The sequence below is a fragment of the Massilia sp. W12 genome, from assembly GCF_037300705.1.
Lineage (GTDB): Bacteria > Pseudomonadota > Gammaproteobacteria > Burkholderiales > Burkholderiaceae_D > JACPVY01.
Window position 1 is genome coordinate 2,595,387 of sequence record NZ_CP147776.1, and the last position, 16,699, is coordinate 2,612,085.

Sequence of the window (16,699 nt, forward strand, 5' to 3'; positions counted from 1 at the left end):
ATCCGGGCAAAGTTTATTGCTTGCGGGTTTATGCGTAAGGCGAGAGCAAACCCACCATCTGCGCATAAATCTTCGGGCTGGCGGCAATCACATTGCCTTTTTGCAGGTGCTCCGCCTCGCCGGTGAAGTCGCCCACGATGCCGCCGGCTTCCTGCACCATCAAAGCGCCGGCCGCCATGTCCCACACTTTCAGGCCTTTTTCAAAAAAGCCATCCAGCCGGCCGCAAGCGACCCAGGCCAGATCCAGCGCCGCCGAGCCTTCACGGCGCAAGCCCTGGGTTTTTTCCAGCATCAGGCGGTACATTTTGACGAATTCGTCCATGGTCTTGGCGTCGCCCGGGCCGATTCCGGTCGAAATCAGGGCCTGGCTGATTTTGTCGCGCCGGTTGACGCGCAAACGCTTGTCGTTCAGATACGCGCCGGCGCCCTTGGTGGCGGTGAATAAATCATTGCGGTTGGGGTCGTAAATCACGCCCTGGGTGATCACGCCATTGTGTTGCAGCGCGATCGAGACGCAATATTGCGGGAAGCCATGGAGGAAATTGGTGGTGCCGTCGAGCGGATCGATGATCCAGACAAAAGGCGATTCGTCATGCAGATTGGCGGAGGGGCCGCTTTCCTCGCCCAAAATCGCATGATCCGGATAGGCTTTGAGCAGAATTTCGATAATCGCCTGTTCTGCGGCTTTATCGATCTCGGTCACAAAATCATTGGGATTTTTCTCCGACACTTGCAAACGGTCGAGGTCGAAGGAAGCGCGATTGATAATCGCGCCGGCGCGGCGTGCGGCTTTAACCGCAGTATTGAGCATTGGGTGCATGACAATTCCGTAAAAGAGCATAAGCAGGACAGGTGTCCGGCTGCGGCGGGCATTTGCTGTGCTATTCTGCACAAGGCCGCAAAACGCAGTATTTTAAATCAAGATGAGCGAACCCCATACATCTCTTTTCAATCGGATACGATTTGTGCTGGTGCAGACCAGTCACCCCGGCAATATCGGCGCTGCCGCGCGCGCGCTGAAAACCATGGGCTTTTGTGCGCCTGGCAGTCTGGTGCTGGTGCAGCCGCGCTTTGCCGACGCTTTGCAACACGAAGAAGCCTTGGCTTTCGCCAGCGGCGCGCAGGATGTGTTAGCCGGCGCGCGCGTGGTGGAAACCGTGGCGCAAGCGCTGGAAGGCTGTCATTTCACCGCCGCGCTGTCTGCGCGCCTGCGCGAATTTTCGCCGCCGGTGTGTGCGCCGCGCCAGTTAGCGCAGGATTTAGCACAGCAAATGCGGCAACAAGAGCAGCTGCAAGCGGCGATTTTATTTGGCAGCGAGCGCTATGGTCTGCCGAATCAGGTGGTGCAAGACTGTAATGTGCTGGTGAATATTCCCGCCAATCCGGCTTATTCTTCGCTCAATCTGGCGCAGGCGGTGCAATTGCTGGCCTGGGAAATGCGCATGGCCGCCGACAGTGAACAAAACCTGCAAGCGCCGCGCCTGCCCGGTTTTTCCGGCGCGCCCGCCAGCGCACAGCAGGTCGAAGGTATGTACCAGCACCTGGAACAAGCCTTGATCACACTCGGTTTTTTAGATGCTGATCATCCGAAAAAACTGATGCCGCGCCTCAAACGCCTGTTCGGCAGAACCGGGCTGGAGGTGGAAGAAGTGAATATTCTGCGCGGCATCGCCAGCCATATCCTGCAAACCCGTAAAAAACCGGATTAAGGCGCCAGGTCCAGGAGCCTGTCGGGGTTAGAGAATCGTAGCGAAAAAGCAGCAGGGCGAGGATAGATTTTGCCGACTTTGCAGCGTCAATAGCGGGACTATTGATCAAAAAGACGGTGAAATATGGCCCGTTCTGATGGTTTTGCAGTAGATTTTTTCTAAGTCTGACAGGCTCCTAGGCCGGCGGCGTCTGCGCATCCAGCTGCAAGCCGCTCATAGCGTATGGCGCGGGGTCGCCTGCGATAATGCGCGCCAGAATCTGCCGCTCGCGCCGCACAATCGTGTGCACGAAAGCATGCGGCGCGCGCATCGCTTTGAAGGTGGCGAAGCCGCGCTCTAAAAATGCCTGTAAATGATGCAGATTCGCCAGGCGCGCCGGGCCGCGCATCATCTTCAGGGTGGTGGCCAGGAAACGGATGCGCACCAAATCGCATAAAGCCAGGCCCAATTCCTGCACCAGCGTGATTTGCAAACTGCGCTGCTCGTGGGTGGTGACGGCAAAATAGGCTTGCAGATATTGCGCTTCATCAAACTGCTCGCCCAGCCTTTGCGCCATGGCGGCATCCATTTGCTCTGATAAAGCGTCCAGCGTCACCGCATCAGTGATCGCCTGCAAAGCAGCAACCGGCAATAAGCGCTCCAAGGTGGGAATAATGCGTTCGACATCGCTGTCGCGCTGGGTCAGATCTTGCGGGCTGTAGAGTTCCTGCAGGAAAAACTCAGCCGCCGCGCCGGTGTCGGGGGCCGCCAGCAAATCGGCGTGGGTCAGGCTCAAGCGCGCAGATTGAAAACGCTTGAGCGCGCAACGGGCAGCATCAGTCTGTGCATCCATGCGCGCCTGCAAGCGCAAGCTTTTCACGGCGGCCAATTCGCGCCGCAAGACGGGGATCAAATCGGATTTTTGCATGTGGGCTTTGTACCAGAAATGTCTAGATGTCTGGCTCTATTTTCAACCCATGGCCGCGATTGCCCGGTAAAGTACACTGTTGGCAATATAAAACCCCGAAAATCTCAGGCAAACACCCATGGCAAGTCGCAGAACTTTTCTGAAACTGGGGCTTGCAGCCGGCCTTGTGCTGGCTGCAGGCGGCGCGCTGTATCGCAGCCGCAATCCATCTTCGTTTTCCCGCACCCCGCTTGACGCCAATGCCGACACGGTCTTGCGCGCCATCATCCCCGCCCTGCTGGCCGGCGCGATTCCCGCTGAAGGGCCGGCGCGTCAGGCGGCGCTTGAGAGTGCGCTCAAAGGCGTGCATCTGGCCGTCTCCGGCCTGCCTTTTCATGCGCAAAAAGAAGTTGGCGATCTGTTCGGCCTGCTCTCGCTGGGCCTGGGACGGCGTTTGCTGGGCGGTTTGAGCAATGACTGGCGCGAGGCCGGCGTGGCAGAAGTCAGCGCCATGCTGCAAAACTGGCGCAACCACCGCACGCAAACCTTGCAAACCGCATACCACGCCTTGCACGACTTGGTGCTCGGGCCTTGGTATGGCAATCCCGATAACTGGGCGGCGATAGGCTATCCCGGCCCGATGAAAGAGCTGTCAACTTGAGCGCTAAGGAATACAGATGAATCAAACACGTAACAGCGCGGTTGACAAAGAACCCGAAGTCAAGGGCATTATTCCCGATCCGATCAAAGCCGGTCTGGCGCAAGGCTGGAAAGTGGTGGACGCCGCCACTCTGGATGCGGATCAAACGCTGCAAGCCGATGTGGTGATTATCGGCAGCGGGGCCGGCGGCGGCGTCACGGCGGAAACTCTGGCCCTGGCCGGTCTATCGGTCTTGATTGTGGAAGAAGGCGCGCTCAAATCTTCTTCCGATTTCAAAATGCGCGAGGCGCAAGCCTATCCGCAGCTGTATCAGGAATCGGCGGCGCGCAAAACCGCAGATAAGGGCATCAATATATTGCAAGGGCGCAGTGTAGGCGGCTCAACCACAGTGAACTGGACATCCAGCTTTCGCACGCCGCAGCCGACTTTGGACTGGTGGCGCAGCCATTACGCCTTGAACGACTACACCTCAGACAGCCTGGCGCCCTGGTTTTTAATGATGGAAGAGCGCTTGAACGTCTCGACCTGGCTGACGCCGCCGAATGAAAACAATGATATTTTGAAGCGCGGTTGCGCCAAACTCGGGATTCCGGCAGCCGCCATTATGCGCAATGTGCGCGGCTGCTGGAATCTGGGTTATTGCGGCATGGGCTGTCCCACCAACGCCAAGCAATCGATGCTGATCACCACCATTCCTTCCGCGCTGGCGGCAGGCGCGCGCCTGTACACCCACACCCGCGCAGAACGCTTGCTGTTCGCCAAGGATCAGGTTCAGGCGCTGGAATGCGTGGCGCTCAAGGCTGATGGCCTGGAATTATCGGGACGCAAACTCACGATTCGCGCAAAACACTATGTGCTGGCCGGCGGCGGCATCAACAACCCCGCATTATTGCTGCGCTCGGGGGCGCCTGATCCGAATCACATGGTGGGCAAGCGCACCTTCTTGCACCCGACCGTGATTTCCGCCGCCCTGTTCAAGCAAAAAGTGGAAGGCTTTGCCGGCGCGCCGCAAACCATTTATTCCGACCATTTCTTAGGCATTGATCCTATTGACGGGCCGATAGGCTATAAATTGGAAGCGCCGCCGCTGCATCCGCTGCTGCTCTCCAGCACCATGAACGGCTTTGGCAATCAACACGCCGAGCTGATGCGGCAATTCCCGCACACCCAGGTTGTGCTGGCGCTGCTGCGCGATGGTTTTCATGAGCAATCGGCGGGCGGTGCGGTGGATCTGCGCAGCGATGGCTCGCCAGTGCTGAACTATCCCTTGAATGACTACATCTGGGATGGGGTGAGACGCGCATTCCTGAATATGGCGGAAATTCAATTCGCCGCCGGCGCCACGCAGGTCATGCCAACCCATGAAATGGCCAGGCTCTACACCTCCTGGGCCGAGGCGAAAAAGGAAATTCAAGCCCTGCCCTATGAAACCTTGCGCGCGCGCGTGGTTTCCGCGCACGTTATGGGCGGCTGCGCCATGTCCGGCAATGCCAACCAGGGGGTGGTCGATGGCAATGGCCGCTACTATGGCGTATCCAATCTCTCGGTGCATGACGGCTCGATTTTCCCCACCTCGATCGGGGCCAATCCGCAACTCTCGATTTATGGCGTGACAGCACGCATGGCGGCGGGCTTGGCGAAACAATTGAGCGGGAAGGACGCGCCCAAACTCAAGGCCCAGGCAGCATGATCGCACGTTTTTTACGCCGGCTATTGTGGCTGCAAGCCCTGGCCATACTGGCCTTGGCCGGCTGGCTCTTGTGGTTGGGGCTGGGCTGGTTGACAGCCAGCCTGCTGGCGCTGGCCGGCCTGATTGCTGTACGCATCTTGATCACCCTGCAAAATTTTGTGCTTGCCTGGCATTATGGCCGGGGCCAGACGCGCCCGGCGCACAGCAAGCTCACGCTGTGGCAAAAACTCCGCTTATTCGCCGGCGAATGGAGCGCCACGCTCAGTTCCTCGTCCTGGCTGATGATCAGCCACATGTTCAGCGAACGCGACAAAATGGAAGACCAGGGTTTGCCGGTGTTGCTGGTGCATGGCTGGGCTTGCAACAGCGGCTATTGGAGCCATCTCAGCCGGCGTTTGATGGCGCAAGGCATACGCCATTACGCCCTGGATCTGGAACCGGCCCTGGCTCCAATCGACGCCTACACCCCTTTGCTTGCGGCCAAAATCGATGCCGTGCTGGCCAAAAGCGGGGCCAAACAAGTGATTATCGTGGCGCACAGCATGGGCGGCTTGGCCACGCGCGCCTATTTGCGCGCACACGGCGCGGCCAAAATCGCGCATGTGATCACGCTCGGCAGTCCGCACCATGGCACTGGCCTTGCGAATTTCGGCATGGGTGAAAACTCGCGCCAGATGCGCTATCACAAACAAAGCGGCCCCAGTCCCTGGCTGCAAACCCTGGCCGCCAGTGAAACGAAAGACACGCGCGCCCTGTTCACCTCAATCTGGTCGCGCGATGACAATATCATCTCGCCGCAAAATTCCAGCGAATTGCCGGGCGCGCGCAATATCGCCCTGCATGGCATGGGCCATGTGGCGCTGGCCCTGCATCCGCAGGTGCAAGATGTGTTATTGCAGGAAATCGCCCATATCCGCAGCGCTGCTGAGCGCAACTGATACACGGGCGTCATGCAGATCCATGCATGACGCCCGCTGCCAGCGCATAAAAACATCCCAAGCGCAACGCAAAAAAATTTCCATGAGGCAAAATATTTGCTTGCATCGGCCGACACATATCCTTACAATGTTGACATACTGCAACGAACGAAGCAAAACTCTTGACGGGCCAGCAGTAAAACATAAGCGCATGATTGCACTGATCAAATTCAATTGATGGTGCGCATATTTGCGCATGTCATATCCATCCAGTTTGTGTTTCACCCCGAATATGTAGATAGCGCAAGCGCATGATTGCATGCATTGGGCGCAATTGCTGACGTATGAACTCTTTTCATGCGCAGAAACCGGATTTATGTTGCATCTGTTTTAAAGCAGCAAATAAGGCATCCCCCGGCAGCAACTTTGTTAACACTCTTTTTATGAGAACCCATATGCACAATTTTAAAAAAATCGCTCTTGCCTCCCTGCTCTCCGGTTTCGCTGCATTCGCACAAGCAGAAACAGTCAATTTTGAAGATGTCACGCGCTTTTCTACCGGTAATTTCACTTCCGGCAGCTTTTCTTTCTTTATGTCCGGAACCGCTTCGGTGATTTATAACGCCCAATACTGCGGCCCCAGCTGTCCGGTGAATGGCAGCAATATCGCCCTGATGCCATATGGCAATCTGAGCAACCAGCTTGGTTATTTGCGCATGAGTAAAGCAGATGGCTCGACCTTCAGCTTGAACAGCTTTGATGGCGCCGCTTCGTTCAATTTCAATGAATCAGGCACAAAGCACTATATTCCGCTGCAAATCGATGCAGTTGGCATCACGGCCAATGGCGCGCAAGTGACGCAATCCTTTGCGATTGATCGCGATACCCCGAGCGGCCCGCTGGCTTTCACCAATTTCACCTTTAACAGCGCATTCTCCAATCTGTCGTCTGTCACCTTCAGCGCAAGCGGCTCGTCCCATCCTTTTTACAATGGTTTAGCCATTGATAATATTAATACTGCCGCAGCAGTGCCGGAAGCAGAAACCTATGCCATGATGCTGGCTGGCCTGGCTGCTTTGGGTTTATTCTCCAAGCGCAAGAAAAGCGCCTGATTCACATTTCAGATGCTGAATAAAAAACGCCGGTTTATACCGGCGTTTTTTTCGCAATAAAATCTTGCGTAACAGCATCTATTCAGAGGACTTGTCTCAACGAATTAGAACGTCTGCGATCCTCTTGCATATCCCCTGTGCCAATTCCTTTATTGATCCACTGCTGTCGGACGCTGGCTTATCACGACACGCAAGCCAGCCGCCCCTGATGGCCCGAATCCGGCTGAATAATCACATTTAATGCATTACGCCCACCGGCTTCACACTGCCGCAATCATTAGCCAACCATTTCCCTTGCAAATTGACTGTATGCGTGGTCGATTTGCCCTGATGGCTGGAGGTGGTGTTCGACACCACGCTGTACTGGCTTGCACTGATCAAGCTGACTTCGCCTTCAGTTTTGGAAGGCGGCTTGCTGCACACTGTGCTGAATTTCATCTTGCCGTTGACCGCGTTCTCGATCTTGGTGCTGCACTTATCCCGGGTTTCCACCAAGCCTTTGCGCTGCTTGACCATGTCCGGCGTCAGGCAGATTTTCATAACCATGCCATCCTTGCCCATCTTTGGCAGCGGCATACCTTGCTTGGCCATCATTTCCTCAATCATTTTGCGCTGTTCGGGCGGCACATTTTGCAAATGCTTGCGCGCCTCTTCCATCGACTTGTTTTCTGCACTGTCGCTGGATTGCATCTTCGATGTCACTTCCCACAAACCGGGATTGACAGTATCAGCAGCCTGCGCCAGCGAGAGACAAGCGCCCGCGCCAAGCATGAAAGCGGCAACAGAAATCAGATATCTCATCACAACTCCCTGCAAGATGGAAATTCAGCAAGAATACCGTAAAACCGGGGCAAAATTGAGATTCAGCATACGCACTCGCCAGCCTGACCGCCGGTAAATCACAGTGTCAAAACGGCGCCAATATGCAACTGCCCGCCTTGCACCACATCAGCGCGCAAACCACCCCGGCCCACCCAATATTTGACCACTTGCGGCGCGCTGATTGCCGGCCCGGCCAGTAAATCGCCGACGATGGAACAGGGTTCGCATAACTCCACTCCGCGCAACACCAGCTCGCCAAGCTGGAATTGCTTACCGACCAAATCATTGAGCCTGACACCGCGCGTGACCAGATTGCGGCGGATCACGGACGGCTCATAAGCACGCCCGTACAGCTGACAAAAGGCTTCCAGTTCTTCGGCTTCGACCAGCGTAATGTTCTGTCCCGGCTCATCCTGCTTGCCATAATTACGATCGCCGGCAATGCCCTTGCCGGCGTCCACTTGCACGCTGTGCTGTGCAGTCAAGGGCGCACCATGTGCGGCGCTGATAAAAATGTGTTCAATCATCTCTTGCATCCCTGGGAAAGCCTGAAAAAGTGTATGCCGGCAGATAAAAACAAGCTGAAGCCCGGCCAGCTGCACAATAACATGCACTCATGCCAATTCACGATCCCGGCGCACACCCAGACCCATCTTTTTCAAGCATATGCGCGCAAGACACGGTTTTGTCATGTTTGCTCCCTATGATCTGCCATTTTCAACGCCCCCGGCATTCAACATCATGCGCGAATTCCTTTGCCTGAGCCTGCTCAGCACCCTGCTTACCGCCTGTGGCGGCAGCCAAACCACCCAAGCCAGCACATCTGCAGCAAACAGCGCCGCGCCTGCCCCGGCATATGCAGTCAGCACAGTCAGTTTTGATCTGGAAACCGAAAACCTCAGCGAAAGCATGGGCGATATGGATGATCCGGCGATCTGGCTGCATCCGCAAGAGAGCGCCAAGAGTCTGGTGGTCAGCGCGATCAAAGATGGCGGCATGCGCGTATATGATCTGCAAGGCAAATTGCTGCAAAGCATCGCCCCCGGCGCGCTCAATCACGACAGCAAGGGGAAAAGCCGCTACAACAATGTGGACATCGTGTACGGCTTTAAACTGGATGACAATTCGGTAGTCGATCTGGCCATCGCCACCGACCGTGGCCAGGACTTGATCCGGGTTTGGAAAATCGACCCGCAAAGCGCCCTGCCCTTAATCGACATCACCTCTGCCGCGCCACTGCGCCTGTTCCCCGGCGCGCCGGCGGAAGGCCGGGAACAGGACGCCGCCAGCGATGTGGCCATGAGCGTCTCCAAACAGCATACCGGCTATGGCATCGCCCACTATTCAGACAAGGCCAGCGGCAAGCATTTTGTGCTGGTGAATCAGCGCAAACAGGCGCGCATTAAACAATTTGAATTGATCGCAGAAGCCGGCGGCAAGGTGAATGTGGCGGCCCTGGCCGGGCGCGACTGGCGCTTTCCCTACACCTGGCGCGGGCAAAACCTGCGTGAAAGCAATGAACAGGACGCCAGCCGCGACTGGAGTCCGCAATTTGAAGGCATGGTGGTGGATCAGCGCAATGGCATGCTGTACGCCGGCCAGGAAGATGTCGGCATCTGGCGGATTGACTTGAAAAGCGGTCAGGCCGACACCCAGCCGGTGTACGAAACGCGCGGCAGCGGACGCGAGAGCTACAGCCAGAACGGGGCCGTGGTGAAACACAGCTTTTTCAACCCGGACAGTAAAATCAGCCGTGACCTGGAAGGCTTGAGCATTTATTACGGCCCCAATGGCGGCGGCTATCTGATTGCCTCCAGCCAGGGCGGCGCACACGGCGAAGCGCCGAATCTGAGCGATGCGCCACATGACGACAGCTTTACGGTGTTTTCCATAAATGGCGCAGCGAAACCCGTTTTGCTGCAAGGCTTCCGCCTGAACCAGGGCAGTCAAGGCAATCCCGAAGGGGTGCAGGAATGTGACGGCGCGGATGTGCTGGCCTTCCAGCTGCCGGGCTATCCTTATGGCCTGCTGGTGACGCAAGATGGTTATAACGACGACTTGAACCAGCTCAATGGCACAGTCAAACAAACCAATCTGAAATTCACCAGCTGGGAAAAAATCGCCAATGCGCTCAAGCTGGAAAAGTACAACAACTTCGATCCGCGCAAATTCTGATCCACACCCGGACGACAGACTGCCAAGCCGGCCTCTGACAGGGCAGGCTTGGCGCAGGCCGCAAACAGGCGTTTGGTGTGCATCCGACGGGCAGGCGCCGCCAGCAGCGAGGCATCCGGCCAGCTTGATAGCGCTTGCAGGCGCGGCTTTTGCCACGAATAGCCCTTGTCGCGCGCCACAGACTTGTTCGCCGCTGAATGCGCTCCCACCGCAGATGGCGAGCAGAGTCTTGGGCGGCGTGTCAGGCACAGCGGGGCAGACTGACGGCTGGACTGCCTCATTCCAGCGCGGAAACTGCCGGGCCGTATGCGGCGCCTGTATGCGCTTGCCGCCTGATGCGGCACAACAGGCGCAGCAGGCGCGAGCCATACTATAATGGCCGATTGCGCATTCCATCCGTACAACCCATGCAAGCCAATATTCCCTTGCCCAAAGCAGGCCAGCGTTTCGCCCTGCCGCCAGTCACAGGCTCTGCTGACGCCTATTTATTAGCGCAAGCTGCGCTGCAACTGAGCGCCCAAGGCCGCATGCTGACCGTGTTTGTCGCCCATGCCGCCGATGGTCAGCGTCTGCTGGAAGAAATGCAATGGTTCGCCGAGGGACAAGGCGCGGCCAAATTGCGCTGCCACTTCCTGCCGGACTGGGAAACCCTGCCGTATGACGCTTTTTCGCCGCACCAAGACCTGGTGTCCGAGCGCATGGAAACCCTGTATGAAGTGCAAATGCGGCGCTGCGATGTCTTGCTGGCGCCCGCCACCACCGCCTCCGTGCGCATGGCCCCGCCCTCCTTTCTGGCGGCCTACACTTTTTTCTTCAAACAAGGCGAGCGCCTGGATGAAGCCAAGCTCAAATCGCAATTGACGCTGGCCGGCTACAACCATGTTTCACAAGTCATGTCGCCGGGCGAATATGCAGTGCGCGGCGGCTTGATTGATCTGTGGCCGATGGGCTCAGCCCTGCCCTATCGCCTGGATTTATTCGGCGACACCTTGGAAGGCATCCGCACCTTTGACCCGGATAATCAGCGCTCGCTGTATCCGGTGCCGGAAGTGCGCATTTTGCCGGGACGCGAATTCCCCATGGATGAAGCGGCGCGCAATGGCTTTCGCAAGCGCTGGCGCGAATTTTTTGAAGGCGATCCCAGCCGCAGCCCGATGTATAAAGACATGGGCAACGGCATCGCCGCCGCCGGCATTGAATACTATCTGCCGCTGTTTTTCGATGAAACCGCCAGCCTGTTTGACTATCTGCCCGCCGACGCCTGCTTTGCCATGCATGGCGAAATTGATCAAAGCCTGCGCCGCTTCGCCGAAGAAACCGCGTCACGCTATAAATTCTTAGGCGCCCAGCGCGAGCGCCCGCTGCTGGCGCCGGAACAGATTTTTTTAAGCGCAGAAGAGTTTTTCACGCGCGCCAAGCCCTGGCCGCGCTTAGCCATCCGCCCGCAGGCCAGCCCGGAAAACAGCGAAACAGAAAACGACGAAGCCGCCGCCGGCAAATTGCCGCAATCCGGGCCGCTGCCGAATCTGGCGGTGAACCGCCATCTGGAAGACCCCTTCATCAATTTGCGCAGCTTTTTGCAGCAGGCCAAAGGCCCCAGCCTGCTGTGCGCCGAAAGCAATGGCCGGCGCGAAACCCTGCTGCAAACCTTGCGCGAATACGATATCGAACCAGCCCAATGCGAAGGCTGGCAAGGTTTTCTGGCCACAAGCGGCAAACTGGCCTTGAGCGTGGCCCCGCTGTCGGCTGGCTGCGTGCTGCAATTTGAGGGACAAACGCTCTACCTGATCACAGAAAGCGAGCTGTACGCCAACACCCCGCGCCGCAGTGGCCGCAAGCGGCAAGAGAGCGTGACCCAGGTTGACGCCATGATCCGCGACCTGTCCGAACTCAAACCGGGCGACCCGGTGGTGCATGAGAGTCATGGCATTGGCCGCTATCTGGGCTTGATCAGCATGGATCTGGGCTTTGGCGAAACAGAGTTTTTGCATCTGGAATACGCCAAAGACGCCAAACTGTATGTGCCGGTGGCGCAGCTGCATGTGATTTCGCGCTACTCGGGGGCCGCCTCAGACGATGCGCCGCTGCACAGCTTAGGCTCAGGCCAGTGGGAAAAAGCCAAGCGCAAGGCGGCCCAGCAAGTGCGCGACACCGCCGCCGAATTACTGAATTTATATGCGCGCCGCGCCGCCCGCAGCGGCCATGCGTTTGAATATTCCGCGCATGATTACGAACGTTTTGCTGACAGCTTCGGCTTTGAAGAAACGCCCGATCAGGCGCAAGCGATTCAAGCTGTGATCCGCGACATGACCAGCGGCAAGCCGATGGATCGCTTAGTCTGCGGCGACGTCGGCTTTGGTAAAACCGAAGTCGCCCTGCGCGCCGCCTTTGTCGCCGTGATGGGCGGCAAACAGGTGGCGATTTTGGCCCCCACCACCCTCTTGGCAGAGCAGCATGCGCAAAATTTCGCCGACCGCTTCGCCGATTGGCCGGTCAGAATTGCCGAAATGTCGCGCTTTCGCAGCGGCAAAGAAATCACCCAAGCCATCAAAGGCTTAGCCGCCGGCACAGTCGATATCGTGATCGGCACGCATAAACTCTTGTCGCCCGAGATACAGTTCGCGCGCTTAGGGTTGATCATCATCGACGAAGAACACCGCTTCGGCGTGCGGCAAAAGGAAGCGCTGAAAAATCTGCGCGCCGAAGTCGATGTGCTGACCCTGACGGCGACCCCGATTCCACGCACCTTGGGCATGGCCCTGGAAGGCTTGCGCGAATTTTCCGTGATCGCCACCGCGCCGCAAAAACGGCTGGCGATTAAAACCTTTGTGCGCGGCGAAGATGATTCCGTGATCCGCGAAGCCTGCTTGCGCGAGATGAAGCGCGGCGGCCAGATCTATTTCCTGCATAACGAAGTCGATACGATTGAAAACCGGCTGGCGAAATTGCAAGCCCTGCTGCCGGAGGCGCGCATCGGCGTCGGCCACGGCCAGATGCATGAACGCGACCTGGAGCGCGTCATGCGCGACTTTGTGGCGCAGCGCTTTAATATTTTGCTGTGCACCACGATTATTGAAACCGGCATCGACGTCCCCAGCGCCAACACCATCATCATCCACCGCGCCGATAAATTCGGCTTAGCCCAGCTGCACCAGCTGCGTGGCCGCGTGGGCCGCTCGCACCATCAAGCCTATGCCTATTTGCTGGTGAATGATATGCAGGGACTGGGCAAACAAGCCGAACGGCGGCTGGAAGCGATTCAACAAATGGAAGAATTGGGCAGCGGCTTTTATCTGGCCATGCACGATCTGGAAATTCGCGGCGCCGGCGAAGTGCTGGGTGATAATCAATCCGGCGAAATGCACGAAGTCGGCTTCCAAATGTATTCCGACATGCTCAGCGCCGCCGTGCGCGCGCTGAAAAACGGCAAAGAACCGGATCTCACCGCGCCGCTCTCGACCACCACAGAAATCAATCTGCATGTGCCGGCCCTGCTGCCAAACGATTTCTGCGGCGATGTGAATCAACGCCTGTCAATTTACAAGCGCTTGGCCAGCTGTGAAAACGATGACGCGCTCAACCAGATCCAGGAAGAAATGATTGACCGCTTCGGCAAATTGCCCGAGCAGGCGCAAGCCCTGCTGGAAACCCACCGCCTGCGCGTGCTGGCCAAGCAAGCCGGGGTGGCGAAAATCGACGCCAACAGCGAACAAGCCGTATTGCACTTCATCCCGCAACCGCCAATCGACCCGTACCGCATCATCAATCTGATCCAGAAAAGCCGCAATATCAAACTGCACGGCCAGGACAAATTGAAAATCAGCAGCGCCATGCCTGATCTGGCGGCGCGCGTTGCCCAAATCAAACAAACCATACGCGCACTTTTGCACTGACAACCATGAGCATGAAATTGATTTTGCAAGGCCCGTCCTGCACCCAAGCACTTGCGCAAGCCTGCGCCGCCTTATTCCCCGGCAGCACTTTACAGAATTTCGCGCAATTTCCCTACCAGACTTGGCGCATAACCGATTGCGCCGCCCCCGGCGATGCGCAGCGGCAGCAATTGCAAGCCTTGTGCGAAGGCGTATGCGACTATGCGCTGCTGCCGCAAAGCATGAACTGGGACAGCTTCGGCTTACTGGTGATGGACATGGATTCAACCTTGATCACCATCGAATGCATTGATGAAATCGCCGATCTGCAAGGTTTAAAAGCGCAAGTCTCAGAAATCACCGAAGCGGCGATGCGCGGCGAACTCGATTTTGACGCCAGCTTAAAGCGCCGCGTCGCCCTGTTGCAGGGACTGCCGCAAGCCGCTTTGCAGCAGGTCTATGAAGAGCGTCTGCGCTTTTCGCCGGGGGCGGAAAACATGCTGGCGGCCATGCGCGCGCATGGCGTGAAAACCCTGCTGGTGTCCGGCGGCTTCACCTTTTTTACCGAGCGCGTCAAAGCGCAGATGCAGCTCGATTATGCGCACGCCAATCAACTCGGCGTGGCCGATGGCAAATTAAGCGGCCAGGTCGAAGGTGAAATTCTCAATGCCGCCAAAAAACGCGACTTCCTGCAGCACTACTGCGCACAACTCGGCATCACAGCACAGCACGCGATCGCCATGGGCGATGGGGCCAATGATTTACTGATGATGGGCGCCGCCGGCCTGTCTGTGGCCTACCACGCCAAGCCGCGCGTCAAACAACAAGCCATGTGCGGCTTTGATCATGTCGGCATGGATGGCATGCTGGCCTTATTGGCGTATTGAGCGCCCCCCCCCCCCGCACCCCGCGCGCATGTGAGCCACGCCCTGCGGCCCACATGCGCGCTAGGCCCGCTTTGCTGGCCGCGCCGGCATATCTCCCCATTCCGATACGCGAAGTATTCATATCGCTGCAGCCGCTGCGCTGGCTGCAGCGCCACATTCATTTTCAATAAGTAAATCCACATCATTTTTCCCGCAATGTAATTTTCCAATGAGAAACATTGCCACACCGGATGAATAAGGCGAGTCGCATTATCAAGAAACTCATTCATTTCACAGATGTAAAAAAATATTGCTATGCATATGCATTTTTTCGCACAGACATTTTCTGCTCTGGTAAGATATGTCCACATGCTAGAACACGCCATAAACAAAATATGGCGGTTAACACCATAAAAGCCCTCCTGGAGATAATATGTATAAGCAGGCTCTTAAAACTGCCTTTTCCTATCTTTTGATTTTAGCAGCCGGACTTGGCACAGGTTATGCCGCCGTGCGCGCGCCGGATTGGTTTAAATCCCCATACACCGAAGGTAATTACAGCCAGCATTATGCTGCCGCCGGCAAACAGATTGTAGTATATGGCACACAAACCTGCCCGTTTTGCGCAAAAACCCGGGAATACTTAGCTGGCAAAAAAATCAACTTTGCTGATTTGGATGTAAATCATGACAAACAGGCTGGCAAGCGCTTCAAAGAAATGGGCGGCAAAGCGGTGCCGGTGATTTTAATTGGCAACCGCCGCATCGACGGCTTTAATGAAAAAGCAATCGAAGAAGCATTGCAAAAGGCGCAAAAACCGGTCTGATTATTCCAAGGCGGGCCTCAATCATCATCCCGCCCGCCTTTCATCTCACTATTCAATATCATATTGTCATATCTGACAATGTGAGGGCTGGATATTATCTTGCGCAGTCATTTTTATAACGTGTCTGTTCACGCTTTCGATAAAAGCGTGTTTCGACAAGTTCGGTACGAACGATTCACGGATATAAAATGAAAACCGCCAGCGGCATTTTGGCGCGCCGTTCGCCCTGAGCCTGTCGAAGGGCATGGTTGATCATGGTTCGACACGCTCACCACGAACGGCAAAACCGTGGTTCGACAAGCCCGGCGCAATGAAGCTGCAACCCGCTTGGTATATAAGACCGAATAGTTAGCGCAGTGGCTGAATAGATACATTTTTTATTGCAAATAGCGATATGACGCACGCAGTCTTGCATATCCAGCTCATACAGAAAATGCAGCTTATGCATTTCGCCTGAATGCAGGCGCAACAATTTCCGGCCAGAAGAACGCCGGCTTCAATTGGAGAGATATGATGAAAAGCAAATTCTCGCTGTTTTTATTTACAGTTGGCGTAACATTCAGCAGCCTGTCTTTTGCATATTACAGCTGCTACGATCGCTGCTCTATCGATTACAGATATTGTCAAGATGGTGCTGTAAGCTGTCTTCAGCAATATCAAGCCTGTTATATGGCATGTGATCCCTGAAAAACAGCGCAGATAAGCCGGCATCCGGCAGCGGTGGATTAAGGAATTGGAGTGAATGACAACTCCCCATGCGCCACCGCTGGCTTAACCATAAAACCCGATTGCGCGCCCACACAGAAACGGCTGTCTCATTAAACAAGCCGGAGCATGATCGCGCGCGCAATCATCCGGCAGCAGATGGCTTACACCTTTTTTTTGCGGACGCTCTTATTAAAAAAATCAGCGTCTTTTCACCCCAACCGCATCCCGCTAAACGGTTTGCACCTACTGGAGTTTTCTGATGAAAGCCAAATTATCCCTGTTCATTTTTGCCCTGGGCGTCGCCGCCAGCAGCGCATCGCACAGCATCACCATGTGCGAGCGTATTTGCCTGATTGATTATCGCGCCTGTCTGGCTGATGGCATTCCGAGCTGGAGCTGCAGCCGTGAGAAAAACATTTGCATGAACGACTGCAACGCCGCTTAATGTCCCCCCC

14 protein-coding genes are annotated in these 16,699 nt (G+C 56.3%); 10 read left to right on the forward strand and 4 right to left on the reverse strand.

Translation table 11 applies throughout. From position 1 onward, the window contains the following. Positions 1-28: 28 nt before the first annotated feature. The gene (locus tag V8J88_RS10520; protein ID WP_338849868.1) at positions 29-811 is read right to left on the reverse strand and encodes an inositol monophosphatase family protein; all 783 of its coding nucleotides are present in this window, start codon (positions 809-811) and stop codon (positions 29-31) included. Positions 812-923: 112 nt separating this feature from the next. On the opposite strand from V8J88_RS10520, the gene V8J88_RS10525 reads away from it, so the two are divergent. Beyond that, complete coding sequence (locus V8J88_RS10525; RefSeq protein WP_338849446.1) at positions 924-1,709, forward strand: RNA methyltransferase; 786 nt, start codon at positions 924-926, stop codon at positions 1,707-1,709. Positions 1,710-1,884: 175 nt separating this feature from the next. Here the strand turns inward: V8J88_RS10525 and V8J88_RS10530 are convergent, their stop codons facing one another. Then, positions 1,885-2,616: a hypothetical protein gene (locus tag V8J88_RS10530; protein ID WP_338849447.1), complete on the reverse strand. Its 732-nt coding sequence runs from the start codon at positions 2,614-2,616 to the stop codon at positions 1,885-1,887. 118 nt (positions 2,617-2,734) lie between these two features. Between V8J88_RS10530 and V8J88_RS10535 the strand changes: the two genes are divergently transcribed. From V8J88_RS10535 to V8J88_RS10550, 4 genes are all read left to right on the forward strand, one after another. Further along, positions 2,735-3,256 (forward strand): hypothetical protein, encoded by a 522-nt coding sequence (locus V8J88_RS10535; RefSeq protein WP_338849448.1) that lies wholly within the window; start codon positions 2,735-2,737, stop codon positions 3,254-3,256. A gap of 16 nt (positions 3,257-3,272) precedes the next feature. Continuing rightward, positions 3,273-4,946: a GMC family oxidoreductase gene (locus V8J88_RS10540; RefSeq protein WP_338849449.1), complete on the forward strand. Its 1,674-nt coding sequence runs from the start codon at positions 3,273-3,275 to the stop codon at positions 4,944-4,946. Further along, a complete protein-coding gene (locus tag V8J88_RS10545) occupies positions 4,943-5,884 on the forward strand; it encodes an alpha/beta fold hydrolase (RefSeq protein ID WP_338849450.1) in 942 nt (313 codons plus the stop codon). Before V8J88_RS10540 ends, V8J88_RS10545 begins: the two co-directional genes overlap by 4 nt. A 434-nt stretch (positions 5,885-6,318) precedes the next feature. After that, a complete protein-coding gene (locus V8J88_RS10550) occupies positions 6,319-6,975 on the forward strand; it encodes a PEP-CTERM sorting domain-containing protein (protein WP_338849451.1) in 657 nt (218 codons plus the stop codon). 237 nt (positions 6,976-7,212) lie between these two features. Here the strand turns inward: V8J88_RS10550 and V8J88_RS10555 are convergent, their stop codons facing one another. Continuing rightward, positions 7,213-7,776, reverse strand: a complete 564-nt coding sequence (locus V8J88_RS10555; RefSeq protein ID WP_338849452.1) for a DUF3617 domain-containing protein — start codon at positions 7,774-7,776, stop codon at positions 7,213-7,215. 98 nt (positions 7,777-7,874) lie between these two features. Continuing rightward, positions 7,875-8,324: an MOSC domain-containing protein gene (locus tag V8J88_RS10560; protein WP_338849453.1), complete on the reverse strand. Its 450-nt coding sequence runs from the start codon at positions 8,322-8,324 to the stop codon at positions 7,875-7,877. A 214-nt stretch (positions 8,325-8,538) separates the two neighbouring features. Here V8J88_RS10560 and V8J88_RS10565 point away from each other — a divergent pair, with 214 nt between their 5' ends. The 5 genes from V8J88_RS10565 (at position 8,539) to V8J88_RS10585 (ending at position 16,689) form a co-directional block, all read left to right on the forward strand. Continuing rightward, a complete protein-coding gene (locus tag V8J88_RS10565) occupies positions 8,539-9,972 on the forward strand; it encodes a phytase (protein ID WP_338849454.1) in 1,434 nt (477 codons plus the stop codon). Positions 9,973-10,379: 407 nt separating this feature from the next. Beyond that, positions 10,380-13,865 carry a transcription-repair coupling factor gene (mfd, locus tag V8J88_RS10570; protein WP_338849456.1) on the forward strand — a complete coding sequence of 1,162 codons (3,486 nt, stop codon included), beginning with the start codon at positions 10,380-10,382 and terminating at the stop codon, positions 13,863-13,865. Positions 13,866-13,876: 11 nt separating this feature from the next. Beyond that, entirely contained in the window at positions 13,877-14,731 is an 855-nt protein-coding gene (serB, locus tag V8J88_RS10575) for a phosphoserine phosphatase SerB (RefSeq protein WP_338849869.1), read from the forward strand. A 412-nt stretch (positions 14,732-15,143) separates the two neighbouring features. Beyond that, entirely contained in the window at positions 15,144-15,536 is a 393-nt protein-coding gene (locus tag V8J88_RS10580; RefSeq protein ID WP_338849457.1) for a glutaredoxin family protein, read from the forward strand. A 967-nt stretch (positions 15,537-16,503) separates the two neighbouring features. Further along, entirely contained in the window at positions 16,504-16,689 is a 186-nt protein-coding gene (locus tag V8J88_RS10585) for a hypothetical protein (protein ID WP_338849458.1), read from the forward strand. Positions 16,690-16,699: the final 10 nt, after the last annotated feature.

Bases quoted from the DNA above. Each gene is read 5' to 3' on its own strand.
- V8J88_RS10520 (WP_338849868.1), bottom strand. From the start codon at position 811: ATGCTCAATACTGCGGTTAAAGCCGCACGCCGCGCCGGCGCGATTATC.
- V8J88_RS10525 (WP_338849446.1), top strand. From the start codon at position 924: ATGAGCGAACCCCATACATCTCTTTTCAATCGGATACGATTTGTGCTG.
- V8J88_RS10530 (WP_338849447.1), bottom strand. From the start codon at position 2,616: ATGCAAAAATCCGATTTGATCCCCGTCTTGCGGCGCGAATTGGCCGCC.
- V8J88_RS10535 (WP_338849448.1), top strand. From the start codon at position 2,735: ATGGCAAGTCGCAGAACTTTTCTGAAACTGGGGCTTGCAGCCGGCCTT.
- V8J88_RS10540 (WP_338849449.1), top strand. From the start codon at position 3,273: ATGAATCAAACACGTAACAGCGCGGTTGACAAAGAACCCGAAGTCAAG.
- V8J88_RS10545 (WP_338849450.1), top strand. From the start codon at position 4,943: ATGATCGCACGTTTTTTACGCCGGCTATTGTGGCTGCAAGCCCTGGCC.
- V8J88_RS10550 (WP_338849451.1), top strand. From the start codon at position 6,319: ATGCACAATTTTAAAAAAATCGCTCTTGCCTCCCTGCTCTCCGGTTTC.
- V8J88_RS10555 (WP_338849452.1), bottom strand. From the start codon at position 7,776: ATGAGATATCTGATTTCTGTTGCCGCTTTCATGCTTGGCGCGGGCGCT.
- V8J88_RS10560 (WP_338849453.1), bottom strand. From the start codon at position 8,324: ATGATTGAACACATTTTTATCAGCGCCGCACATGGTGCGCCCTTGACT.
- V8J88_RS10565 (WP_338849454.1), top strand. From the start codon at position 8,539: ATGCGCGAATTCCTTTGCCTGAGCCTGCTCAGCACCCTGCTTACCGCC.
- mfd (WP_338849456.1), top strand. From the start codon at position 10,380: ATGCAAGCCAATATTCCCTTGCCCAAAGCAGGCCAGCGTTTCGCCCTG.
- serB (WP_338849869.1), top strand. From the start codon at position 13,877: ATGAAATTGATTTTGCAAGGCCCGTCCTGCACCCAAGCACTTGCGCAA.
- V8J88_RS10580 (WP_338849457.1), top strand. From the start codon at position 15,144: ATGTATAAGCAGGCTCTTAAAACTGCCTTTTCCTATCTTTTGATTTTA.
- V8J88_RS10585 (WP_338849458.1), top strand. From the start codon at position 16,504: ATGAAAGCCAAATTATCCCTGTTCATTTTTGCCCTGGGCGTCGCCGCC.